The organism is Psychrosphaera saromensis (genome assembly GCF_002954545.1).
Lineage (GTDB): Bacteria > Pseudomonadota > Gammaproteobacteria > Enterobacterales > Alteromonadaceae > Psychrosphaera > Psychrosphaera saromensis.
Map to the genome: position 1 here is coordinate 3,300,819 of NZ_MSCH01000003.1, position 23,872 is coordinate 3,324,690.

22 protein-coding genes are annotated in these 23,872 nt (G+C 36.9%); 13 read left to right on the top strand and 9 right to left on the bottom strand.

All coding sequences use genetic code 11. The features are described 5' to 3' along the window. Positions 1–31 precede the first annotated feature (31 nt). The 3 genes from bamJ to BTO11_RS14885 all read right to left on the bottom strand — a co-directional run bounded on the left by bamJ (position 32) and on the right by BTO11_RS14885 (position 1,968). A complete protein-coding gene (bamJ, locus tag BTO11_RS14875; protein WP_105053336.1) occupies positions 32–646 on the bottom strand; it encodes a BamJ family beta-barrel-assembly machinery protein in 615 nt (204 codons plus the stop codon). Between the two features lie 148 nt (positions 647–794). Further along, a complete protein-coding gene (locus BTO11_RS14880; protein ID WP_105053337.1) occupies positions 795–1,598 on the bottom strand; it encodes a response regulator in 804 nt (267 codons plus the stop codon). Between the two features lie 25 nt (positions 1,599–1,623). Then, positions 1,624–1,968 carry an SUI1 family translation initiation factor gene (locus tag BTO11_RS14885; protein WP_105053338.1) on the bottom strand — a complete coding sequence of 115 codons (345 nt, stop codon included), beginning with the start codon at positions 1,966–1,968 and terminating at the stop codon, positions 1,624–1,626. Between the two features lie 198 nt (positions 1,969–2,166). Between BTO11_RS14885 and BTO11_RS14890 the strand changes: the two genes are divergently transcribed. From BTO11_RS14890 to BTO11_RS14905, 4 genes are all read left to right on the top strand, one after another. Next, positions 2,167–2,472, top strand: a complete 306-nt coding sequence (locus BTO11_RS14890) for an STAS domain-containing protein (protein WP_105053339.1) — start codon at positions 2,167–2,169, stop codon at positions 2,470–2,472. A gap of 2 nt (positions 2,473–2,474) precedes the next feature. Further along, positions 2,475–4,145: an ATP-binding SpoIIE family protein phosphatase gene (locus BTO11_RS14895; protein ID WP_268245071.1), complete on the top strand. Its 1,671-nt coding sequence runs from the start codon at positions 2,475–2,477 to the stop codon at positions 4,143–4,145. 272 nt (positions 4,146–4,417) lie between these two features. Then, positions 4,418–5,056, top strand: a complete 639-nt coding sequence (locus tag BTO11_RS14900; protein WP_146105496.1) for a GAF domain-containing protein — start codon at positions 4,418–4,420, stop codon at positions 5,054–5,056. Between the two features lie 17 nt (positions 5,057–5,073). Further along, on the top strand, positions 5,074–6,267 hold the full coding sequence (locus BTO11_RS14905; RefSeq protein WP_105053341.1) for an amino acid aminotransferase: 1,194 nt from the start codon (positions 5,074–5,076) through the stop codon (positions 6,265–6,267). Positions 6,268–6,383: 116 nt separating this feature from the next. Here the strand turns inward: BTO11_RS14905 and BTO11_RS14910 are convergent, their stop codons facing one another. Further along, positions 6,384–7,748 (bottom strand): Na+/H+ antiporter NhaC family protein, encoded by a 1,365-nt coding sequence (locus tag BTO11_RS14910; protein ID WP_105053342.1) that lies wholly within the window; start codon positions 7,746–7,748, stop codon positions 6,384–6,386. Positions 7,749–7,853: 105 nt separating this feature from the next. After that, positions 7,854–8,870 carry a ferrochelatase gene (hemH, locus tag BTO11_RS14915; protein WP_105053343.1) on the bottom strand — a complete coding sequence of 339 codons (1,017 nt, stop codon included), beginning with the start codon at positions 8,868–8,870 and terminating at the stop codon, positions 7,854–7,856. A 120-nt stretch (positions 8,871–8,990) separates the two neighbouring features. On the opposite strand from hemH, the gene BTO11_RS14920 reads away from it, so the two are divergent. Further along, positions 8,991–9,965, top strand: coding sequence for a DUF3530 family protein (locus BTO11_RS14920; RefSeq protein ID WP_105053344.1), 975 nt, complete (start codon positions 8,991–8,993; stop codon positions 9,963–9,965). A 4-nt stretch (positions 9,966–9,969) separates the two neighbouring features. Here the strand turns inward: BTO11_RS14920 and djlA are convergent, their stop codons facing one another. Then, complete coding sequence (djlA, locus tag BTO11_RS14925) at positions 9,970–10,863, bottom strand: co-chaperone DjlA (protein ID WP_229793276.1); 894 nt, start codon at positions 10,861–10,863, stop codon at positions 9,970–9,972. A gap of 258 nt (positions 10,864–11,121) precedes the next feature. On the opposite strand from djlA, the gene BTO11_RS14930 reads away from it, so the two are divergent. From BTO11_RS14930 to BTO11_RS14960, 7 genes are all read left to right on the top strand, one after another. Continuing rightward, the gene (locus BTO11_RS14930) at positions 11,122–13,380 is read left to right on the top strand and encodes an LPS-assembly protein LptD (protein WP_146105497.1); all 2,259 of its coding nucleotides are present in this window, start codon (positions 11,122–11,124) and stop codon (positions 13,378–13,380) included. A 19-nt stretch (positions 13,381–13,399) separates the two neighbouring features. Further along, entirely contained in the window at positions 13,400–14,689 is a 1,290-nt protein-coding gene (gene surA / locus BTO11_RS14935; protein WP_105053346.1) for a peptidylprolyl isomerase SurA, read from the top strand. Position 14,690: 1 nt separating this feature from the next. Continuing rightward, entirely contained in the window at positions 14,691–15,689 is a 999-nt protein-coding gene (pdxA, locus tag BTO11_RS14940) for a 4-hydroxythreonine-4-phosphate dehydrogenase PdxA (RefSeq protein WP_105053347.1), read from the top strand. After that, entirely contained in the window at positions 15,686–16,549 is an 864-nt protein-coding gene (gene rsmA / locus BTO11_RS14945; RefSeq protein WP_105053348.1) for a 16S rRNA (adenine(1518)-N(6)/adenine(1519)-N(6))-dimethyltransferase RsmA, read from the top strand. The genes pdxA and rsmA overlap by 4 nt, the downstream gene beginning before the upstream one ends. Beyond that, positions 16,539–16,904: a Co2+/Mg2+ efflux protein ApaG gene (gene apaG, locus BTO11_RS14950; RefSeq protein ID WP_105053349.1), complete on the top strand. Its 366-nt coding sequence runs from the start codon at positions 16,539–16,541 to the stop codon at positions 16,902–16,904. Before rsmA ends, apaG begins: the two co-directional genes overlap by 11 nt. A gap of 22 nt (positions 16,905–16,926) precedes the next feature. After that, positions 16,927–17,745 carry a symmetrical bis(5'-nucleosyl)-tetraphosphatase gene (locus tag BTO11_RS14955; RefSeq protein WP_105053350.1) on the top strand — a complete coding sequence of 273 codons (819 nt, stop codon included), beginning with the start codon at positions 16,927–16,929 and terminating at the stop codon, positions 17,743–17,745. 197 nt (positions 17,746–17,942) lie between these two features. Continuing rightward, entirely contained in the window at positions 17,943–19,958 is a 2,016-nt protein-coding gene (locus tag BTO11_RS14960; RefSeq protein WP_105053351.1) for a methyl-accepting chemotaxis protein, read from the top strand. A gap of 148 nt (positions 19,959–20,106) precedes the next feature. On the opposite strand, the gene BTO11_RS14965 is transcribed toward BTO11_RS14960, so the two are convergent. The 3 genes from BTO11_RS14965 to BTO11_RS14975 all read right to left on the bottom strand — a co-directional run bounded on the left by BTO11_RS14965 (position 20,107) and on the right by BTO11_RS14975 (position 23,313). Continuing rightward, positions 20,107–20,766, bottom strand: a complete 660-nt coding sequence (locus tag BTO11_RS14965) for an NADPH-dependent FMN reductase (RefSeq protein ID WP_105053352.1) — start codon at positions 20,764–20,766, stop codon at positions 20,107–20,109. Positions 20,767–21,106: 340 nt separating this feature from the next. Beyond that, positions 21,107–21,586 carry a glutathione peroxidase gene (locus tag BTO11_RS14970; protein ID WP_105053353.1) on the bottom strand — a complete coding sequence of 160 codons (480 nt, stop codon included), beginning with the start codon at positions 21,584–21,586 and terminating at the stop codon, positions 21,107–21,109. A gap of 191 nt (positions 21,587–21,777) precedes the next feature. Then, positions 21,778–23,313 (bottom strand): methyl-accepting chemotaxis protein, encoded by a 1,536-nt coding sequence (locus BTO11_RS14975; RefSeq protein ID WP_105053354.1) that lies wholly within the window; start codon positions 23,311–23,313, stop codon positions 21,778–21,780. Positions 23,314–23,635: 322 nt separating this feature from the next. On the opposite strand from BTO11_RS14975, the gene BTO11_RS14980 reads away from it, so the two are divergent. Then, a complete protein-coding gene (locus BTO11_RS14980) occupies positions 23,636–23,860 on the top strand; it encodes a DUF2798 domain-containing protein (protein WP_105053355.1) in 225 nt (74 codons plus the stop codon). Positions 23,861–23,872: the final 12 nt, after the last annotated feature.

The window sequence follows — 23,872 nt, forward strand, 5'->3', positions numbered from 1 at the left end:
TTTTTGATTATCAGTTAAATATAACTGAAAACTAAAGAATTTCTAATAATTCAACATCAAATACTAATGTTTGGAATGGACCGATTGCGCCGCCAGCCCCTTGCTCGCCATATGCTAATTCATATGGAATAGCTAAACGCCATTTTGAACCAACTGTCATAAGTTGTAGAGCTTCAGTCCAGCCAGCAATAACGCCACTGATTGGGAATTCTGCAGGTTGACCACGGTCATATGAGCTATCAAAAACAGTACCGTCGATTAATGTACCGTGGTAATGCGTTTTTACTGTGCTCGCTGCTGTTGGTTTTTCGCCGTCGCCAGTTGTTAATACTTCGTATTGTAAACCAGACTCAGTTACTGTTACTTCAGCACGTTTTGCATTTTCATCTAAGAATTTTTGACCTTCAGCAGATGCTAATTTTGCTTTTTCAGCACCTTCAGCTTGCATTTTTTCGTTGATAACACCAAATGCTGCACGTAGATCTTCAACGTCTACTGCATACTCAGTACCGTTTAGCGCGTCCATTACACCTTGTGCAACTGCGTTTGCGTCTAAACCTTCGAAAGGGTTGCTGGCTACTTGATCGCCGATTTGACGGCCAATACCGTAACTAGCTTGTTGTTCAACAGTAGTAAACTGAGACATAAATACTCACTCTTCATTTTGATGGGATATAAAATAAGGCCGCGATATTAACATAGATAAAACCAGATTTGGCGGCTTTATTACTATTCAGAAACAAAAACAGGAGCAAAAGCTCCTGTTGATATTACTAAATTAACGCGTGTGAAAACTAATCTTCACCTTCAAATAAACGATATAAGATACGTCTTACGTTTTCAGGCTCAAATGGCTTATCACACATAGCATTAACGCCTGACTGTTCAATGTTAGATAAATGCGCTTCATTAGACTCTGAACTTACCATTAATACTGGAATATGAGATTGCTCACTTTCATTACGAATGTATTCAGTCAATTCTTTGCCGTTAACTTCTGGCATGTTGTAGTCGGTAACCACAAGATCAAATGTATTCTCTTTTATGATCTCTATCGCCTCAGCGCCATCTGCAGCTTCAGTTAAGCGTTCAATTCCCAAACTACGTAGTACACGAGATACAAAGTTACGAGCCATTTTACTATCATCAACCACTAACGCCCTAATTGAAGTGACATCGAAATATTCAAGTTCAAGCTCAGTTTCTGATAATAATGCCAATGTAGAATTAATAGCTTTAGCTAAATGATTATGGGTAAAAGGCTTAGGCAATATAGCGACAACACCAGATTGCCTAAATTCTTCTAACTGCTCCTTTCTATGTTCGCTCGACACTAACATAAATGGGACGTCTTCAGTCATTGGATCATTTTTGAGTGATTTAACTAAATCTAATGCGGTACCATCGGTAAAGTGCATTGCACTTGCAACAAGATCGGGAGCGCTTAATTTAATAGCGGCAATTGCACTCTCAACATTATCAGCCAACCTAATGTTGGTCACGTTTTCAGTGTTAAGAAGATTTACAATAATTTTTTGTTGCGTTGTGGAAGGCTCTACTAACAAAATAGACAAATCCGCAGGAGTCAATTCTGACATCTAATCATTCCTTTTCATGAGCTAACTAACCGCCAGCTAATTTACAAACATATCCCAATGATTCAAGCACACTTTTCACTTTTTCGCGATCATCACCTTGGATTTCTATGGTATTTTCTTTTACCGCACCGCCTGTCCCGCATTTCTTTTTAATCTTTTGAGCCATTTGTTTAAATTCATTTGTAGGCAAAACTATGCCTTCAATAATAACAACGCCCTTTCCTTTACGTCCTTTAGTCTGACGAGTTAGTTTGATAACACCGTCTTTGAACCCTTCGCCTAATGTGGTTGGGGCCTCAGGTTTATTATCAATCTTCCCACCATCGGTAGAGTAAACTAATGTACTCAATTTATCTTGCCAATTAGACATAACTCAATTCTTATTTCCTATCAATAAGGCACAAATTTACCAAACAGTAATGCATTTTTCTAGAATATCTGTTAAATAACTATAATTAAACTGGATTTTTCATCGATCGGGCATTAACCTTTCCTTGGAATAATAAATTGAATACGAAATATTTTGTACTAAACATTTTATTTTTCAATATAAACTAGGAGATACTTAATGAGCTTAAAAACCTCTACGTCTGCGGACGGACAAACAGTTACAATAGAAGTTAAAGGTAAATTTGACTTTAATTTTGTACAAGACTTCAGAAGTGCTTATTCCGCGATAGAAGGCAGTATAGATACTATTATTGTTGATCTACGTGAAACTGAATACATGGACAGCTCAGCATTAGGCATGTTGCTCAACATGCAAAAAACATTAGCTGGCCGAGTAAACAATATTAAAATATCAAACTGTAAGCCTCAGATTAAAAAAATTCTGCAAATATCTCGTTTTGATAAAAAGTTTGATATCGATTAACGTTGAAACCTACATTTAAAGTTCTAATCGTTGACGACCTAGAACTAAATCGGCATTTATTACAGCATATGTTAAAGCATGATGGCTTTGACGTTGTGCTTGCCAACAATGGCTTAGAAGCCCTTGATGTATACAAAAAAGAAAAACCTGATCTGGTTCTTCTAGACGTTGTCATGCCTCATTTAGATGGCTATGAAACAGCGCCTATGCTCAAAGAGCTCGCGGGTGAAGTCTACCTGCCTATCATATTTATCACTGCCTTAGAGGATCAAGATAGCCTAACGCGTTGTTTAGACGTAGGCGGTGATGACTTTCTTAGTAAGCCTTTTGAACGAGTTATTTTGCATGCCAAAATCAAAGCTCATGCTCGAATTAGAGATTTAAGTCAAAAAGCCTTTGAGCAAAAAAAGGAACTCGACTTTTACCGTCTAAAAACTGAACGCGAACATCAAATAGTTGAGCATATTTTTCAGCGAGCATTTGAAGGTAATTACAAAGTTCCGCACTTGTTAGATTTCCATCTATCTCCAGCGTCTATGTTTAATGGCGACATTATGTTGGTAGAATTAGGCCCAACAGGAAACCTCTACATTATGATGGGGGATTTTACTGGTCACGGCCTTGCCGCAGCTGTTGGTACCCTCCCGGTTTCAAGTAGCTTTTATTCTATGGTGCAAAAAGGTCTATCTGTTGGTGATATAGCGATACAAATTAATGATATTTTATTAAAGCTACTTCCTGATGATATGTTTTGTGCCGCCAGTATTATTGAGCTAAATAATATGGGTAAAAGTCTTTCAGTATGGACAGGTGGTACGCCTGACATGTACTTAATTGACAATCAAAATGATCAATTTAAAACCATTGAATCGCAACATATGGCGCTTGGAATATTAGAGTCCGACGAATTTGATGCTGCATCAATGAATTACTCAGTATCTAAACAGGAACAATTAATTGTATTTACTGACGGTTTAGTAGAAATAATGGATGAAAATGGTGAGATGTTTGGTTATGAACGTTTAACTGAATTAGTTAAACAACCTCATTATCAAGAAATCCCCAATATTATTGATGAATTAAACTATTTCTCTGGCGGAGTTGAACAAGATGATGATATTTCAATATTGTCTTTACGTTGTGATGAAGTTAATTCTAATTTAGATCAAAACCAATATAGCTACTCAAAGTTAGCCCACTCATTTTCATTAACTGTTGATGCAGAAGCAATTAGATCGTCCGATCCTGTATTAGAAGTGATTGATATGGTGACATTAATAAAAGGCGCTAAAGAGCACAGATCAACTTTGTATTTGTTGCTATCAGAAGCTTACAATAATGCACTTGAGCATGGTTTGTTAGAGTTGTCCTCTAGCATCAAAGACTCAGATGATGGTTTTCTTGATTATTATATGCAAAGAGACAGTTTATTAAATGAATTAACATCTGGTCATATAATTATTGACGTTAACTATGTCCCTGAACAGACTTCACTTTATTTCACGGTTACTGACAGTGGCAAAGGCTTTAATGTCGATGCAAAGAAATCAGAACTAGATAATGAAGATGCCCACGGTAGAGGATTTGTTCTATTGCAAGAAATTGCATCCTCTGTTGAATATAATGATATTGGTAATCAGGTAAAAGTAGGTTATCAATTGAACGAGGCTTAACCTAGCTAGTCTTTCAGTAACTACTTTTTAACCAGTACAACCTTCCTTACGTACACAAGTTAGCAAAATCACCAGCAACTACAGCTATTTACTACGTTATATTCCCTAAGCCTCATTGCCACGTTTCACTGTTGATTTTTCTTTCTAAAAAGCCAATACCATTTGGCTTTTAGTCGGTTGTACTTTTATTTCAGTAAAATCAAAATAAAGTATTTACATCTGTATTTAATAACAATAGCATTAGGGACGTTTAGATGGCTAAAGGTGTTAAATTGAAATTATCCGAATCACTTTATAATGAATTAACCGACTGGTGCTTACAAAAGCAACCTGAGCTTAGGTTAGAGTTCTCTGTTCCTGTATTAGGCGAAGGTGGCACTTGTTCACTATTTGGTGAACTAGACCCCGTTCCGTTTAATTTATCGCAAACGCTATCACAGGCTCAATTAGCCCTATTACCTATGTTGCAGAATGTAACCGATTGGGTATTACACAATACTAATGTTGACTGGTTTGGTATTTACTTAAAAAGAATCAATAATGAAGGTGACGCAATTCTCACTAAAATGAGTTATTTTGGCGTTCCAAGTCGTGCAGAATTTCCTTTATCAGAAGAGTTCTCAACCTTAAGTAACAATTCTTATGTTGGACTTTATGGCGAAAAGCGCACAATCAACAATGTGGAACAATATCGCCAAGCTGGCGGAGAATATTATACCTGTGATCCCAAAGTAAAAAGTGAGTTATGCTGGCCAATTATTTCTAATAAAAATAATACAAGCTCTGATCCACAAGAGGAAATACTTGGTATCATAGACGCAGAATGTTTTGAGAATGACCGTTTTGATGAAAAAACGCAGGCAATATTTGAAGCCGCTTGCCAATTTCTATCTGAAAAATTAACCCACTAATAGTGAAGAGACAACTCATGTTTAATCAATTACAGCCAGTACCTACCGATCCGATCTTAGGCCTAATGACGGAATATAAAGCCGATACAAATCCTAAAAAAGTCGATTTAAGTGTTGGAGTTTATAAAAATGAAGTAGGTAATACTCCAGTTTTAGCGGCAGTAAAAAAAGCGGAAGAGTACAGATTTAACAACGAACAATCTAAAGCTTATTTAGGTATGGCTGGTGATGTTAAATTTAATGAGTTGATGACTAACTTACTATTTGGTGAAAGTGACGCGGTAAATTCAGGTCGCGTAAAGACAGCTCAAACACCTGGTGGCACTGGCGCATTACGAGTTGCAGCTGAGTTTATTGCTCGTTGTAACCCAAGTGCTAAAATTTGGGTAACAAACCCTACATGGGCAAATCATATAAGTATTTTTAACGCAGCAGGTCTGCAAGTTGAAGAATTCCCATACTTTGATTTTGAAACTATGGGCCTTAAATTTGACCAAACGATTGAAGCGTTAAATAAAGTCCCAAGTGGCGATATCGTATTACTACACGCTTGTTGTCACAATCCAAGCGGTATGGATTTAAATATACAACAATGGCAGACCGTTGCTGATATTGCTAAGAAACAAGGCTTCACTATTTTAGTTGACTCTGCTTACCAAGGTTTTGGTCATGGACTTAATGAAGATGCTGCCGGTTTACGTTTATTAGCGTCTCAAGTTGATGAAATGATAGTTTGTTCTTCTTGTTCAAAAAACTTTGGTTTATATCGAGATCGTGTTGGTGCTATCAGCATATTGGGCACAAGCTCTGCAAAAGCAGAAGTTGCCTTTAGTGTGATTCTAAATGTTGTTCGTGCTATCTACTCTATGCCGCCAGCACATGGCGCTGACATAGTTGCAACGATCCTAAGCAGCAAAGAATTAACCGCTTTATGGCACACAGAGTTAGATGAAATGCGTACTCGTATTAATGGCCTACGTAGCTTTGTTGTGAATAAATTTAAAGAAAAGAACGTACCTGGTAATTTTGATTTTATTGCCAATCAAAATGGTATGTTTTCATTTTTGGGAATAGATAAAGAATATATCACCACACTAAAGAATGATTACAGCATCTACATTGTAGGCTCTAGTCGAGTGAGTATTGCTGGTGTGAATGACAGTAACGCAGATTATCTTGCAGAGTCATTAGCTAAAGTGCTTAATAAATAAGTATTTAAATAAATGAGATGGTTAATCGCCATAAACAAAAAAGCCGCTAATTAGCGGCTTTTTTATGAGTGTTTTTTATAAGATCATATTTCATCTACATCACTTTATATGAACTTTTATATCTCTTCTGCATTATTATTTTCTTTACGACTATGCCTAAATGCCACAACTCCAATAGAAACAACGGCTAAAATCATGCAGTACCAAACATTCATCACCACTTCTAACGGCGAAATACTAAATGTCGCGGCCACTAGCAGAGCTTGAGCTCCGTATGGTACTAATCCTTGGGCAATACAGCTAAATACATCCAATAAACTTGCGCTGCGCTTTGGACTAATATGTCCTTCTTCAGCTAGCTCTTTTGCCGTATCTCCCGTCACTATGATAGCAACTGTATTATTGGCTACCGCTAAGTTAGTGGTAAAGGCTAAACTAGCAATCGCGATTTGATTAGTGGCTGATGACGGCGTTTTACTAAAGAAATGTACAATCGCATTAATTTTATCAACAAGATAACCCAAACCGCCCTGTCGCTTCATTAGCTCACTTAAGCCACCAATGAGCATGCTTAGTAGAAAAATTTCCTGCATATTACTAAAGCCCGTATAAATATCTTTCCCTATTAGTGATATTTGGTAATCACCAAGCAATGCGCCTGTAACCGCTGAAAGTAAAATACCGAGTAATAAAACCAGAAAAACATTCATCCCCATAATCGCAAGAATGATAACGAGTAAGTAAGGTAAGCCAAGCCAGATGTTGTTCACTTCTGTCGCATTTACTTGTGCAGGATTATTAAATCCAATATACGCATATACCGCCACACAGATAAGCGCAGCCGGTATAGCAAAGATTAAGTTTTCATAGAATTTATCTTTTAACTCAGCACCTTGAGTTTTAGTCGAAGCAATAGTGGTATCTGAAATCAAACTTAAGTTATCGCCAAATATTGCACCACCAACAACGGCTCCTGCAATAACGGCCGGATCAATATCCACGTTTCCGACAATACCCACGGCGATAGGTGCGATTGCCCCAATAGTGCCCATTGATGTGCCCATTGCTGTAGCAACTACAGCCGAAACTAAAAACAAACCAGCAATAACCAAAGGAGCTGGTACAAATTGCAATCCAACATTAACCATAACATCAACACCACCTGTAGCTTGAGCTACAGAAGAGAATGCTCCAGCTAATAAGTATATTAGGCACATGGTAATGACTTTATCATTCCCCATGCCCTGAATAAGCGTGGTTAAGCTGTTATCTAATGTAATAGGATTGCTAGCCAGATGTTTGTCTAACATTAGAGCTAAAATTATGGCTGGAATAATAGCAACAGGTGCGGGTAACTGATAGAACGCAAAATCTACGCCTTGTAAATGTAGCCAGATACCCGTGCCTAAAAATATAAAAACGAATAGCAGCAAAGGCGCAATAGCTAACCCGGATGACTTAGGGTGACTTGACTCAAGCATTAGCTAAAGCTCCAAAAGAATAAAATTAAAAAAAGAATGTAGCATAAAGACTTATAAACATCTAGACGTCTACAATTCATTTTTTGATAGATGAAGAATGTAAACTTACCAACCTTTGGTATTGTCTAAAATCAACTGAGACATCATATCGACATGACTGTCATCATCATTTAAACACGTAATGTATTCAAATTTTTCACCACCGGCTTCAATAAAGTATTCTTTATTTTCTTCTGCAATTTCTTCTAACGTTTCCAAACAATCAACAGCAAAACCAGGACAAACAACTTGAATCGATTTAGTCCCTTGTGCCGCTAATGCCTTTAGTGTTCCCTCAGTGTAAGGTTGGATCCACTGAGCTTTACCAAAGCGAGATTGAAACGTAGTTACAATCTGATCTTGAGATAACTCTAACTGCTCGGCAACTAAGCGTGACGTTTTAAAACATTCACAAGCATAAGGGTCACCTTTATCCCAGTTTCTTTGAGGTATACCATGAAACGACAGCATTAATTTTTCAGCTTTTCCATGCATATACCAATGATCTTTAACTTTATTCACTAAGGCTTTAACGTAATCTTCATTGTCATGATAGTGACTGATGAAACGAATATCAGGTATACGACGTTGTTGTTGATAATAATCACCAACCACATCAAAAATAGATGCTGTGGTAGTAGCAGAGTATTGTGGATACAAAGGAATGACTAATAACTTACTTAGTCCTTGTTGTTCAAAGGCTTTCAGTTTTTTAGCTATGTTATCGCTACCATAACGCATAGCGTAATCGACCATAATATTTTCATGATCAACAGCTAGTTTCAGCCCTACTTTCTCAGCTAAATTTTTGGTATTGATTAATAATGGTGAGCCCTCTTTTTGCCAAATAGATTGATAAGCCGCTGCTGAGCGTTTACTGCGAAACGGTAAAATAATTAAATTTAAAATAAACCACCAAATTATTTTAGGTATTTCTACTACGCGAGAGTCCGACAAGAACTCTTTCAAATATACCCTTACAGCTGAAGCGGTTGGTTCAGTCGGAGTGCCTAGATTAACTAACAATACGCCAATTTTTTGAGGCTTTTTATGATCAAAGTGAGTGTTGTCTGGTGTTTTCATAAAATTACATTCAATACCTAAGTTTACGCTTATAACTATTAAATAAGCGGTCTATTTGTTTCAGTTATATCAATACTTGCCGATAATAAAGATATTCCTTTTAATCCACCAGAGTTTTATATGAAACATCATATTTTGCTATTGATGATCAGTTTAAGTAACACTGCTACTTTTGCCGCATCGGTGGACCATACACCACCTATCGATTTATCTGAGCTACAAGCAATTGACATTAAACATTATGTGCAAGACAGAGAGATCAATGTATTAACGTTAGATGAGTCAGAATATTTAACCTTAATGAAAGAAGAAACAACCGGCTTTCCTCGAGGAATAGCTTTTATCGTACCTGAAATTAATCAATCCATTATTCAACAGCCTGCAATAAAGATGTTGTATGACAACTTAACGGAATACGGTTGGCGCAGTTTGTTACTTACAATGCCAAATATAGAGCAAACAAATGGGAGTTTTAATAATGTACAGAAAACAGATAATCAAAGTGCATCAAGTGCGTCTGAAAACGACCAACAGCAAGAGGCAGATTCAAGCCTTCAATCAAACACAGGATCAAACTCTAGTTCAGAGAATGATAGTGAAACAGTTAGAGAACCTAACCTTAGGTTAAAGGCGTATCATCAAGACGATATTTTCTCCAGCAAAACAAATGCAGAAATTGAAGAGCAAATTCTAAAACGAGTTGAGTCGGCCTGGCAATATGCCGAACAATTTCCAGGCTACTTTATTTTCATTTGTCAGGGCAAAAGTTGTGCTTGGCTAACGAGTTTATTTCAACAACAGAAATTAATGCAGCCAGATGCACTGATCATGTTAAGTGCACATATGCCACAACAAGATTTAAACGATCAGTTTGCTCAGCAATTAAGTGAAACTGAATTTCCTGTGTTGGAGTTATTTAAACAAATAGATAATCGATGGGTTTCAAGCTCAATTCAATATCGAAGAAAGCTTGCAAGAAAACACTACAAGACCGATTACCGACAACGAAAACTTAATAGTCATATCGCCTTTGGTAATAACAACATGCGTACCGTTAAAGAAATTTACGGGTTTCTCACTGCTGTTGGCATGTAAGCGGTTAAAAACCTCGTTCTTTTTTAATGAGTTCGTAAGCAGATTGTATATCTTGAGTTTTCTGTTTTGCCACTTCCATCATTTCTGGTGGTAAGCCTTTGGATACTAATTTATCTGGATGGTTTTTCGACATTAAACGTTTATAAGCCCGCTTAATCTCTTGTACTGATTCTTTATCGGTTATACCCAACAAGGCATAAGCATCTAATATGCTTGGTGACTCTGAAGCCGAGTGATGATGATTTTGCTGACGGCCTTGTTGTTGACTTTGGTTATTATTACTGCCAGTACGGCGACGCTCGTAACGTCTATTTTTTTGCTGTTGATCTCTTTTATAATTTTGAAATCTAAGCTCAGCTTCCCAAATTACAATCAATTGCCCTAAATGTCGTTTGGTAAAACCTAGTTGGTTTGCAATGTTAAGCAAGAGTTCATATTCAGCAGGCTCTAATATTGAATCTGAATAAGCCGTTTGAATTTGAATCTCAATAAAAAACTGACATAAATCTTGGCGTTTACCAAAGTACTGTTTAAACAAATTAATTTTTTTCTTAATTGGAAAGCCTAAGGACTTCCCTTCATTAAACGCCTCTTTTGCTTCATTAACTTGTTCACCAGATAAATGCATTTGAGTCATAAACTCATTCGCGGTTTGAATATCTTCAGCCGTAACATTACCACTGGCTTTGGCTACGTGTCCCATAACAGAAAAAGTAGTGTAGAAAAATATTGCTTGCTTAGAGTCGTCGCTCGTTAACCATTCTTGTACATTTTGTTTGTTGGTCAGGCGCTTTATTGCCGTATCAAACAAATGGCCAATATATAAACCAATTAGCGCTCCTATGATGTTTCTTAATAATAAGAAACCAAAAAATGCCCCTGCTATTTTCCCAGTCAAAACAACTCTCTTTGTTTACTTTAAAATAATCACATAAGTGAATATGGGTTCAAATTCGCAATTTTCAATTTGCGCTGGTAGAAAAGGTTAAAAAATACACCTTAAAAATCATTAAATTGTAGAGCGCGCGTAGTATAGCGCAAAAAAATCATATAGAATTCCAAGGTTGGGGATATCGTATATCATTATCATCCTTTCTTTATTTCTTATCTTTAAATTTTAGAGGTTAAATTGTCGTCTACCCTTTTAGCAAAAATATTGCCCAGACTAACCTTTGTTATTCGCTATTCTAGTTTTGCTGCAGCCTCATTTTTATTTTTAAGTTCTGCGGCTAAGGCTGAGCCTGCCTGTGCAGCACCGTCATTAAAATCGGAAAGAAATTCAGACTTTAATAATTTCACTTATAAACCCGATGAAGTGATAGTCACCAGTGAAAGTGCCGATTTACTGCAAGGAAAATACACCGAATTTAATGGTAATGTCACCATTTTTCAACAAAATCAAACCATTAAAGCTGATAATGCTATTTATGATGAAGTCTCCAGTCAATTTTCAGCCACTGGTAATATAGAATTAATATCGGATGCAGCCAAAGTGTCCGGTTTATCTGTTTTTTTAGACGAAGCAAACCAAGACCTAGAGCTGTTAGGAACTAAATATCAATTTGGTTTCAATGCAGGTAGAGGTGAAGCGGAAGTATTTTCAGTTACAAATAGCAATAAGCTCAAACTAGAAGGCGCAACCTTCACCACTTGCCCTGGAGATGACCCAAGCTGGTTATTTTCAGCTGACCGTATTCAAATAGATCAAGATAAAGGATGGGGCGAAGCTTGGAATACAGTATTTAAAATTGCTGACATCCCCGTTATTTATGTGCCATATGTCACCTTTCCTATATCAGATAAAAGAAAGAGCGGTTTATTATTTCCAGAGCTAGGTAACTCCACACGTTATGGAACTTATATAGCGCAACCTATTTATTTCAATTTAGCTGAAAACTACGACTTTACTCTAACACCTAAATATATGTCTGAGCGTGGGTTATTATTACAATCCAACTTCCGTCATTTATCGCAAAACTCTGCCAATATTTTACAAATGGAGTATTTAAATGAAGATAAAGATGATGTTGAGTTGGGCGAGAGACATTTAGCTTATTGGCAGCATGAGTCCAATTGGCAAGAAAGATGGAATGTTCAATTACAGTGGACAGATTTGAGTGATGACAATTACATCAGTGATTTCAGTAGTGATTATCATCATCAATCTGATACCAATTTAAATAACTTCGCCATGCTCACTTATTATGGTGAGGATATAGATATTTCTTGGTTGTCACAGAATATGTATGAACTTGGCCCACACACACCTTCATACGACTTGCCAATTCAAATGACAATTGACTGGAACGCGAATTCAGTCGGCGACTCTCTACAGTTTTTAGTTAATAGCCAATATAGTTTATTTCAAAATGAGTACAAAGATGTAAATGAAGTTCAGCGACTTCACTTTGCGCCAGAACTTACATACCAATTAAATACTCCGGCATTTCAGCTATTAGCTAGTACCAGCTACCTATCTACTTATTACAATCAAAAAAATAGAATTCTAGATGAAGAACAAGAAATAAGTCGAAATTTAGCAAAAGCACGTATCCTGGCAGGCTTAACATTTGAAAAACAAACCACGTATTTTAAACAAGATGTACGTCAAACTTTAGAGCCTAAAATTCAATACTTATATGTAGAAGATGTTGATCAATCAGGTATTGGCTTATATGACTCGCAGTTATTAAAAGAAGATTATTTCTCTTTATTCAGGGATAATAACTATTCAGGCATCGATAATATTTCAGCCGCAAACCAAATAACCATCGGATTCAGTACCAGCATATACAATAACGTTAATAAAGAGTTATTTCGATTTGGTCTTGGTAAAATATATAAATTAAATAATGATGTCAGTGGAACTAATGATGAGTTAGTGAACTCAAAGCAAGCGGTTGCCCTTGAATGGTTTGGACAACTTACTGACAATTGGCAATTAGATGGTGGTATCTTATACAACCAAGAATCTAAAGAAGTTGAAACTGGCTTTGTGTCACTGGATTATTGGTTAGCAAAAGATAAGAACTTTCAATTTAACCATAGATATGCGACTGATGTTGCTGGCATAAAAATAAATCAGGCCGGTATTTTTGCCAGTTATCAGATTAATCCAACATGGGCAGTTGCAGCAAGTTACCACCAGGACTTAGAATCTAATGTCAATATGGATGCATTAATTGGCTTTGAATACCGTTCTTGTTGTTGGAGTATACAATTAGCTGCCAAACGACAGATTGTCGTCGATTTAAATGACGCCCAAATCGATTCTAATGTTGATGTCGAATATGACAATGGTATTAGTTTCAATTTTAAAATTAGTGGATTAGGTGGCGATTTATCGTCAAGCATTGCAAATTTATTCTCAGAAAGTATTTTTGCTTACCGTCGACCTTATTTAATTACAAATTAAAAAATAAAAGAGAAGAATAATGATAAACAAATCAATTATAAGTTTAACTTTATTGTGTAGTCTGTTTGTCTCAGCCGCAATACAAGCTGAACCAAAAGAAATTGACCATGTTACTGTAATTGTCAATGACGGCGTTATATTAGAGAGTGAAATCCAGGCAATTATCTCTGAAGTTAAAAAATCGGCTTCACAAAATAATCAATCCCTTCCTTCTGATAAAGCGCTTCGAGCACAAGCTATTGACCGTTTAATTATAAACAGTGTTCAAGTTCAAATGGCAGATAATATGGGGATACAAATAAGTGATGCTCACCTTGATTCTGTATTACAAAATATAGCTCAAGGTCAAAACATGTCAGTTGAACAAGTTCGCTTAGAGGTAGTAAAAAGTGGTGAAAGTTATGAACGTTATAGAGAGAAACTAAGAGAAGAAGTCGCTCTTAATGAAGTGCGCCGTGGAAATGTACATAGACGTGTTAATATCTCGCTACAAGAAATAAATACACTTATTACCCTAATGGACGAAAACTCTAGTAAAGAAGAGTATCAAATCGGTCATATATTAGTGTCAGTGCCAAATAAAGCAGCGCAATCTGAAGTCGATGCAAAAAAAGATATAGCTGATAAAGTAGTTAAATTACTGAAAGACGGCAGTGACTTCAAAAAAATCGCAATAGCATCATCCTCTGGTGCAAAAGCATTGGAAGGCGGTGATTGGGGTTATATGGGTATTAACGAAATGCCTTCACTATTTTCAGAAAGCGTACGCGGTAAAAAAGCAGGCTCGTTAATTGGACCTCTTCGTTCAGGCGCGGGTTTTCACATAGTAAAAGTATTAGATGTTAGAGGTCGTCAAACGGTTGAAGTTAAAGAAGTATTAGCTCGTCATATCTTAATTAAACCATCTATTATTTTAAGTGAAGAAAAAGCAAAAAGTATGCTAAATAAATTCTTAGCAGAAGTAGCCGATGGGTCGGCCGATTTTGGCAAGTTAGCCAAGAAACATTCTGAAGATCCAGGGTCTGCATTAAAAAATGGTGAATTAGGTTGGGCAAATCCTGATATTTACGCACCGAAATTTAAAGAACAATTAGCTGATTTAAAAGTTGGTGAATACAGTAAACCATTTCGCTCTCAATTTGGTTGGCACGTTGTGCAACTAATGGAAGAAAGAACCGCTGATGCAACAGAGAAGAGCAAACAAGATCAAGCGTATCAAATTTTATATAAACGTAAATTTGCTGAAGAAACTGAAAATTGGTTAAGAGAAATCCGTGACCAAGCTTATATTGAGGTAATTGCTGAATAATATGCTTAGTAAAATAGCAATAACTCCGGGTGAACCAGGCGGTATTGGCCCAGATATCACAATACAAGTTGCTCAACTAGAATGGGATGCTCAGCTTATCATTATTGCCGACAAAAGCATGATGTTAGACCGAGCTAAAACATTAAACTTGCCATTAATTTTAGTTGATTTTGACGACACTAAACCGTCAGTTCAGCATGTGCCTGGGCAACTCTTCATTATTGATGTATCAATGGCTGAGCCTGCTAAAGCCGGTCAATTGAATGAAGCTAATGGTCGATATGTAGTGGAGACTTTAACCGTTGCCAGCCAAGGTAACTTAGACGATGTCTACGACGCTATTGTTACAGGCCCGGTACAAAAAGGAATTATCAATCAAGCGGGTATTCCTTTTAGTGGCCATACTGAGTTTTTTGCAGGACATTCAAATACCTCTGATGTGGTTATGTTATTAGCCACTGATGGTCTAAGAGTGGCATTAGTGACTACTCACATTCCTTTACAATATGTATCAAAAGCCATAACACCTGAACGTTTACACAAGGTGATCAGTATTTTACATAGTGAATTACAAGTGAAGTTTGGTATTAAAAATCCAGCTATCTTTGTTTGTGGATTAAATCCACATGCTGGTGAAGGTGGACATTTAGGCCGTGAAGAAATAGAAGTTATAGAGCCTACTTTAGATGTATTAAGAGCTGAAGGGATTAATTTAATTGGCCCCTTACCTGCCGACACTTTATTCCAGGAAAAGTATTTACAAGATGCTGATGCCGTATTAGCTATGTATCACGATCAAGGTTTACCGGTATTAAAATATAAAGGTTTTGGTAATGCCGTTAACATCACTTTAGGCTTACCTTATATAAGAACGTCTGTTGATCATGGTACCGCGCTAGATTTAGCAGGAACCGGTAACGCAGATATTGGCAGTATGAAAGTTGCCATTACCCATGCTATTAAAATGGCAAAAGAAAAATTAACGAGAGCCCCTAAATGAGCAAACATAGACCATCAAAAAAAGTCACCAATGCAAAAAAGGGGATCCATCAAGGACATAAAGCTAAAAAACGTTTTGGCCAAAACTTTTTAAATGATCCAGATATTATTGACCGAATCGTTCGCGCGATTTCACCTAAAGTTGGTGATAACCTTTTAGAAATCGGTCCAGGCTTAGGGGCTATTACAGAACCTGTTGCAGAATTAACTGACAAACTAAATGTGGTTGAACTCGACAGAGATCTAGCTGACAGACTTAAAACACACCCTTTTTACGGTAGTAAATTAAACATATATCAAGGTGATGCATTACAGTTTGATTTTAGTGAAATAATAAAACCGGGTGAGAAGTTTAAGATATTTGGTAACTTACCATATAACATTTCAACGCCATTGTTATTCCATCTTTATAACTACCTAGACTGCATTGAAAACATGCATTTTATGTTACAAAAAGAAGTGGTTAATCGTATGTGTGCAGCGCCAAATTGTAAAGCATTTGGCCGCCTTAGTGTGATGACGCAGTATTACTGTAAAACAATTCCAGTGGCTGACGTACCGCCAAGTGCATTTGTGCCACCACCGAAGGTTGATTCAGCGGTAATACGTTTAATACCAAAACCACATGCTGAACGCAATCAAGTTAACCCGGCGACGCTTAATACCGTCTGTTTGGAAGCTTTTAACCAACGTAGAAAAACATTACGTAATAGTTTAAGCAACATAGTGAGCCAGGATGTATTAGCTGAATTAGGCGTTGATGCTAATTTACGCGCTGAAAACCTGACATTAAATCAGTTTATAGAAATTGCTCAATGGCTAGATAAAAATAAAGAAGAACAGAGCAATAATGACGATTAATATTAGCGTTCAAACTAAGCATATTGAAGAACAATCCGATGAAGAAAATCATCGGTTTGTATTTGCATATACTGTCACCATTGCCAATGACGGCGACAGCGACTCAAAATTACTTAATCGGTATTGGTTGATCACTGATGCCAATGGTAAAAAAATTGAAGTTCAAGGTGCTGGAGTTGTAGGTGAGCAACCAGTTATTAAACCAGGTCAAAGTTACACTTATACAAGTGGTTGTATTATTGAAACACCGGTTGGCACAATGGAAGGATATTATGAAATGTTAGACAATGCTCAAAACAAGCATAAAGCCTCTATCCCTGTGTTTCGCCTTTGTGTTCCGAACATAGTCCACTAAGTTAACTGGACTACGAAGCTAAATGGCAGATTATTTTGTTGGCGATTTACAAGGTTGTTTTGATGGTCTGCAGCAAGCGTTAGCTGAAGTAGAGTTCAACTCTAGCAAAGACACCCTTTGGTTAACTGGCGACCTGATTGCTCGTGGTGAGCAATCATTGCAAACACTTGAATTTTTATATAAAAATCAAGATTCTGTAAAAACAGTACTCGGCAACCATGACTTACACTTTTTATCTGTTGCCAATAAAATAAAAAAAGAAAACCCAAAAGATTTATTAACTCCCCTATTACAAAGCCCTAAACTAACTCGTTATATTGATTGGCTTAGGTTACAGCCTTTGGTGTTAGCTTTACCCGATAACTCGGGATTTATGAGTCACGCAGGCTTAGCTCCGCACTGGCAAGCAGAAGACGCTGTATATTGGTCTGAACAAGTACAATCCATTTTAATGGCAAAAGACTACACCGACTTCCTGCCTTCTATGTATGGAAAAAAGCCGACCAAATGGCATCAAGACTTATCTGAACTCGACAAAATAAAATACGCAATAAATGCATTAACCAGAATGCGTTACTGTTCATTGGATGGTGAGTTAGAATTCGACAGCAAGTGTGCACCGCAGGATTTAGCCGACAAAAACCTCCAACCTTGGTTTGAATACGATAAGCAAAGATTTATACAAAACAAATGGATATTTGGCCATTGGGCTTCATTAATGGGTGAAACCAAAAATAAAAACATTCTTGCGTTAGATACGGGTTATGTTTGGGGGCAATATTTAACTATCTATGAATTAAAAAAGGATAGTTATATAAAAATTCGAGCAATTGATAAATAATGAACCATTATTAGTCTAACAAGTTTCGTCATCTACCCACAAAACTTGGTTGTCTGTCCACAAAAGCCAGTTGTCTAACCACAAAAGCGTAATTACATGATAGAATTTACAATTATCGCTAAATTAATTTAAGTTATTGCCGATAGCTTTTAGAGAAATAAAAAAACTTATAATGTTTTCAAAATATTGGAGCTAGTATGAACTTAACCATTGCTATGAGAGTAATTGGCGGATTTGCAATCACGTCCACCTTGTTGTTATTCCTTGGCATTAACTCAGTCTCTGTTTTAAACGGGATATCCGAGTCAACAACTCAAGTTAATCAAGTTTCTGTTCCAGCATTGGATGCCAGCGCTAAACTTCAACAAAACTTCCTGCAAATGAGTAAAACGGCATTATTAGAATACTATGCAACCGACTTTCAAATTATAGAAGAGTCAATTGCTAAATTTGAAACTCAATCATCCGAGTTTGATACCGACTTTGCTCTTTTAACTGAAATCGTTTCCCAGGACGAACTGCTTCTTCAAGCTTTACCTAGAGTAAAGAACAGCTACGACGCATTTAAAGAAAAAGCTGACTTGTTATCTCACTCTAAAGAAAGAACGCTAAAACTAGCAGACGCGATTGCCACTACATTTGATGATACTGAAATGGCTGCTGATGATGCATCAGTTTACTTATTAGATTTTATTGATTTAAATAATTTGAGCGTCACAAAACCTGCTGCACGAGAATTAGCCGCAAAAATAGAAAGCAGCATGGTTAGTGTTATCAGTGCCGTTACTGATATTAAAAAAGAAAATAAGAAATTAACCGTTGCAGTCATCATTAAAGAATTAGCTTATACCCAAGACAGTATCAATGAGTCTCTGGCAGAACTAATCACTGTAGTTGGCAATTCAGATGTTGAAGGCTTTGATGATGTTGTAGAACAGGTTGGCATTCTAAACGACCTGTTAACCAATGAAGTCTCAATACAAAAACTAAAAGTAGACTGGATAAATCAACGAGAAACAACAAACCGCTTATTAGAAGAAACCAATTTAGAGATTAGTAACGGTTTAGCTGCGCTAGAGAGCTTAGCTAAAGTGGTTAAAGAACAGTTAGCTATTATGAAAACGGAGCTAAGTGAAGACGTTAGTGACGGTGTAATGAGCAACTGGTTTGTTATGGTGATCTCTATCATCTTATCTGTATTTATCGCATTTATTACGGTTATTCGAGTTACTCGCCCTCTAGCTGAAGTGAATCGTGTACTAACTATAGTATCTACTGGTGATTTAACGACTAAGTTAGATGATTCAGGTACAGATGAGTTTGGCATTTTAGCTAAAAATTGTAACTTATTAATTGAAAATCTGCGTAACCTAATTAACGGTATCGTTAACCGCTCAAATCAATTAGCTACCGCTGCAGAAGAAACCTCTATGGTCGTTAAAGAATCGACTATTGCGATAAACGATCAACGTTCACAAGTTGAGCAAGCAGCAACAGCGACTTCAGAAATGGCCAGTACCTCTGAGTCAGTAATGGAAAGAGCAAACGAAGCTTTATCTGACATAAAACATGCAGATGAAGAAGCTGAAAAAGTTAAACTGATTTCAAATACCAATAAAGAAACAATCCTGCGCTTAGCGAGTGAGATTGAACAAGCATCTGGTGTAATAAACGAAGTAAATCAACACAGTGCCGCTATAGGCGGAATACTAGACGTTATTCGTGGCGTAGCTGACCAAACTAACTTATTAGCATTAAATGCCGCTATTGAAGCTGCACGAGCTGGTGAGCATGGTCGAGGTTTTGCCGTTGTTGCCGATGAAGTTCGTACTCTAGCAAGTAAAACGCAGCAGTCTACTGAAGAAATTCAAAGCATGATTGAACAATTACAAAATGGTTCAACATCAGCGGTTGCCGTTATGAACAACAGTAAAGAGCAAGCTGAAAGATGTGTTGAACAATCAGAGCAAGCAACGGTTGCTTTAGATGGGATTACCGATTCAGTACATCAAGCTAATGATATGAGTGAACAAATCGTATCTGCAGCAAGAGAACAAAATCAAGTAAGCTCAGAGATAAGTGAACGTTTAGAGTCGATTGTAACTATTGCAGAACAAACTGCATTAGGTGCTGAACAAACGGAACTATCTTCTCAAGAAGTGGCTAAACTGGCAGAAGAGTTACGCCAGTCTGTAGACCAATTTAGATTGTAACCTTTATTTAGGTTTATTTTATCTTGTTAAAAAACGCCAATTTATATTGGCGTTTTTTTATTGCCTTAAAACATTTCATTTTGATTTTGTGTTCTGTATTTCCCAATAAAAAGCACACAAAATTCAAGCTGTATCTCTTTATAATGCTTTAAGGAGCATTTCTCTGTTCTGGGCTGACGTTAAAGTCTTTAACCATAGTGTGTGGATTTACGGCGGCTCTATGATTGCTTGTCGCTTGAGCCCACCATTCTAGCTGACTAAACGTTCGTCCGAAGTAACCAAACCAGGATGCTTGATCTTCTCCCTCTTGTACTAAACCATCTTCTGTAAACACATCTTGTGCTTTAGGTACGTGGATCATGGCAGATACCGACAAACAACCTAGCTCGGATAGGAAGGTTCTCATATTAACCGCAGCACGCATTCCTCCCCACTGTCCGGCTGAGTAAGTCACGATTGCACTTGGTTTGTAAGAAAATAAAGAACTGCCAAAGTGATTTAGTAAATTGGTTAAAGCCGGACTCATACAATGATTATATTCAGGACTGATCATGACAAAACCATCAGCGGCTTCTATTTTTTCAGCTAATACGTCTAGTGCCTCTGGCGCTTGCCCTTTTGCGTAGGCAAACTGTGGCTTGAATACCGCTTCCAATGGATAGTCTAACGCGTCGATTAATTCGAATTCATGTTCAGGAAATTGACTGTTTAAACAGGCAATAGAGGCTTTTGATACTCGTACGCCAAGTCGAGCAGGTCTCGGTGGTGTGCTGTTTCTTACGGTACCTAAGAAAATAAGAAATTTCATATATAAACTCCATTGGATAAATTACGATATTAAGCTGGTCGTTTTTTTGGGTTTCAGATCTAAGCTAACTAACAAGCTTACTCACTAAGATCTCAGCCATTATTCCAAGGCCCAATAAAACTAACGCACACATGATACCAATATTAAAATGAACAAATATTGAGCTGCGTTAAGAAAACATAACATAATTTTTTGCAAAGATGATTTTGTGAGTTTATTTTTAGGTGGGATGAATTAAATGAATTGCTGGTTTGTATGAGGGACTAAATGTTTGGTTTAACCAATTCAATGATTAAACCAAACGAAACTTTACTGATGGTTATAGCTAAAATCAGAGCAATTAAAGTAACTTTTCAATTGTTCCCACTAGTTTTTGTGGTTTAGTGGTTGAGCCAAAACGTTTAACGACTTCCCCCTGCTTGCTCACTAAAAACTTAGTGAAATTCCATTTGATTTTTTTACTACCTAAAAAGCCAGGTTTTTGTTGCTTTAAGTAAGTGTAAATTGGATGTTCATTTTCACCATTAACATCAATTTTTTCAAACATCTGGAAATCAACGCCGTAGTTAATTTGACAAAATTCAGTTATTTCGTCAGAGCTGCCCTTCTCTTGCTCACCAAACTGGTTGCAAGGGAATCCAAGAATAACGAAACCTTGATCTTTATACTTGGTATACAAGTCCTGTAAGCCTTCATACTGGTATGTGAAACCACATTTACTTGCTGTATTAACAATAAGCACAACTTTGTCTTTGTATTCAGACATATTGATAACTTGCCCTTGTAGGCTAGTTGCACTTAACGTGTAAAAATCACTCATTATTTATCCTTAATCTTTGATCTCTTTAATAAGTCTGAGAATAACGCTTAAATTTGATCAATGATAATTAATTTTTATTTGAAATTATAATATGAGGCTTTAATTTCAAATCGTAGAAAATTGGCAAAAAAAAGCTGGGAAATAGTATTAATCCCCAGCGAGCATTCATTATTGTTTATATCAACTAGATGTTAATTAAACGACAAACCTAATGATTTTAACCTTGCAGTGCGTCGGCTAATTGCGTCAGTCTCAGACTGTACCGTCTCAGCTTGATTTAAGTTATCCTGTGAAGCGTCACTTATATTAACTATGTTTTTACTGATCTCCAATGACACCGCATTTTGCTCTTCTGCTGCCGTTGATATCTGCATAGTTAAGTCTGCGATATCAGTGATCGCATCATAAACCGCAGTAACGACACCTTGAGTTTCTTCGGTATCCGCGACACAAACCTCTGCAGCTTCTTTCCCTTTTGCCATGGTATCAGACCAAGCATGTAGTGTACTTTGAATCTCATTAATAGATTTATGGATTTGCTCGGTAGCACCGTGAGTACGACTAGATAACGCCCTAACTTCATCAGCAACGACCGAAAAGCCTCGACCATGTTCACCAGCTCGTGCGGCTTCAATGGCAGCGTTTAACGCAAGTAGGTTAGTTTGGTCAGCAATACCTTGAATTTCTTGCATGATAGTGCCAATTTTCTCAGCTTCTTCTGCTAATTCATGAGCTGATGTTGATGACTGAGCAACATCCTTTGCTAATGAAGAAACTTGAGTCATAGTTCTTGTCATCGACTCCGTCGCAGTTTCACAATCACTATGAGCTTGATGAACCTTTTCTGATGTACTCGTAGTATTTTGAGCAACTTCAGAGATAGTCGCGACCATTTCTTCAACTGCCGTAGAAACTTGATGTAATTCATGAGTTTGTTTTTCAACACCGACTTTGGCGTGACTAGACGCACTATTTAACTCTACGACACCATTTTCCATCACATTAGCAATATCCACGACGCGGCCTAATATAGTTCTAACTTTACCTTGTTGAACTTTAATATGAAAATCAGCAACACTATAAGATTTTGTGCCAGAAAACACCCAACGAGAAGCACTGTCATACTCGCTTTTTAATTGTTTGAAATAAGCTGGTGTTTTCACCAGTTCATCCGCATAAAATACAAACGGTAATATAGGTAACAAAAAGGCAAATAGGTTAGATACCAAGATGGTGCCAGCCAACGTTGCAGCACTAAATAACGTAAACAACACATGACGACTGTTTAACTGTGAATACCAACCTTCAATATTTTTACCTTGATTTAACGCTTTGTAAGCTTTTACTGCAGAGCTTTTATCTTTTTCACTTAGTTTAGCTCTAACCGACTGATAGCCAATTAATTGGCCATTCTCAAAGATTGGACAAACATAAGCATCAACCCAATAATAACGTCCGTCTTTACAACGATTTTTAACCGCTCCACGCCAGTTCTCACCATTTTGTAACTTTGCCCACATGTCTTTAAAAGCAGCCTTAGGCATGTCTGGATGGCGAACCATATTATGATTATTACCAACCAGTTCATCTAACTCATAACCAGCAACTCGGCAGAAGATACTATTTGCATAAGTGATCACGCCACGTAAATCTGTGGTTGAAACAAGTTCTTCACCCTCATTAAACGTTACTTCTTCATCTACAACTGACTGGTTCCGTTTAGACATATGGTTCTCTCTCGTAAATGCTATTCGTTTAATTTCTAAAAATTTCCACAGCGACAATGAAAATAAAAAATGACTGCGGATTATAGAGTATCTATCGGCAAATATGCATTTAACTTTATGATATAAATCAATAAATTTTTATTTATTAACGATATACCTGCACTACCCTGCTATGTGAGGTGTTTAAAAGTAATAAGAGCTTAGTTGAATAGGTAAAATCGCGTCAAGTTGTATACCATAGACACCTTTTTAAAGTGGGTTTATACTCTGCAATCTTTTTAGTAACCGCTTTAGTTGCAACTTATCATTGGGGAAATAATTAATGATTTCAGAAAAACACCAGCACTTAGTATTTGCTTTTTTTATGGCATTGTTAATGTCATGCCTGATGTCATTTGTGATCACCGTATTTAACATAGGGTTTGCAGATAACTTATTAAGTTTGTGGTTACAGGCTTGGAGCTTTGCTTTTGTTGTTGCCTTCCCTGCTGTTGTTACCGTGGCACCTTTAGTGAAAAAATTAACCGCCGCGGTTGTTAAAAAATAGAGTATTAATCTA

Coding starts and splice junctions, on each gene's coding strand:
- bamJ (WP_105053336.1), bottom strand. CDS start 646: ATGTCTCAGTTTACTACTGTTGAACAACAAGCTAGTTACGGTATTGGC.
- BTO11_RS14880 (WP_105053337.1), bottom strand. CDS start 1,598: ATGTCAGAATTGACTCCTGCGGATTTGTCTATTTTGTTAGTAGAGCCT.
- BTO11_RS14885 (WP_105053338.1), bottom strand. CDS start 1,968: ATGTCTAATTGGCAAGATAAATTGAGTACATTAGTTTACTCTACCGAT.
- BTO11_RS14890 (WP_105053339.1), top strand. CDS start 2,167: ATGAGCTTAAAAACCTCTACGTCTGCGGACGGACAAACAGTTACAATA.
- BTO11_RS14905 (WP_105053341.1), top strand. CDS start 5,074: ATGTTTAATCAATTACAGCCAGTACCTACCGATCCGATCTTAGGCCTA.
- BTO11_RS14910 (WP_105053342.1), bottom strand. CDS start 7,748: ATGCTTGAGTCAAGTCACCCTAAGTCATCCGGGTTAGCTATTGCGCCT.
- hemH (WP_105053343.1), bottom strand. CDS start 8,870: ATGAAAACACCAGACAACACTCACTTTGATCATAAAAAGCCTCAAAAA.
- BTO11_RS14920 (WP_105053344.1), top strand. CDS start 8,991: ATGAAACATCATATTTTGCTATTGATGATCAGTTTAAGTAACACTGCT.
- surA (WP_105053346.1), top strand. CDS start 13,400: ATGATAAACAAATCAATTATAAGTTTAACTTTATTGTGTAGTCTGTTT.
- pdxA (WP_105053347.1), top strand. CDS start 14,691: ATGCTTAGTAAAATAGCAATAACTCCGGGTGAACCAGGCGGTATTGGC.
- rsmA (WP_105053348.1), top strand. CDS start 15,686: ATGAGCAAACATAGACCATCAAAAAAAGTCACCAATGCAAAAAAGGGG.
- apaG (WP_105053349.1), top strand. CDS start 16,539: ATGACGATTAATATTAGCGTTCAAACTAAGCATATTGAAGAACAATCC.
- BTO11_RS14955 (WP_105053350.1), top strand. CDS start 16,927: ATGGCAGATTATTTTGTTGGCGATTTACAAGGTTGTTTTGATGGTCTG.
- BTO11_RS14960 (WP_105053351.1), top strand. CDS start 17,943: ATGAACTTAACCATTGCTATGAGAGTAATTGGCGGATTTGCAATCACG.
- BTO11_RS14965 (WP_105053352.1), bottom strand. CDS start 20,766: ATGAAATTTCTTATTTTCTTAGGTACCGTAAGAAACAGCACACCACCG.
- BTO11_RS14970 (WP_105053353.1), bottom strand. CDS start 21,586: ATGAGTGATTTTTACACGTTAAGTGCAACTAGCCTACAAGGGCAAGTT.
- BTO11_RS14975 (WP_105053354.1), bottom strand. CDS start 23,313: ATGTCTAAACGGAACCAGTCAGTTGTAGATGAAGAAGTAACGTTTAAT.
- BTO11_RS14980 (WP_105053355.1), top strand. CDS start 23,636: ATGATTTCAGAAAAACACCAGCACTTAGTATTTGCTTTTTTTATGGCA.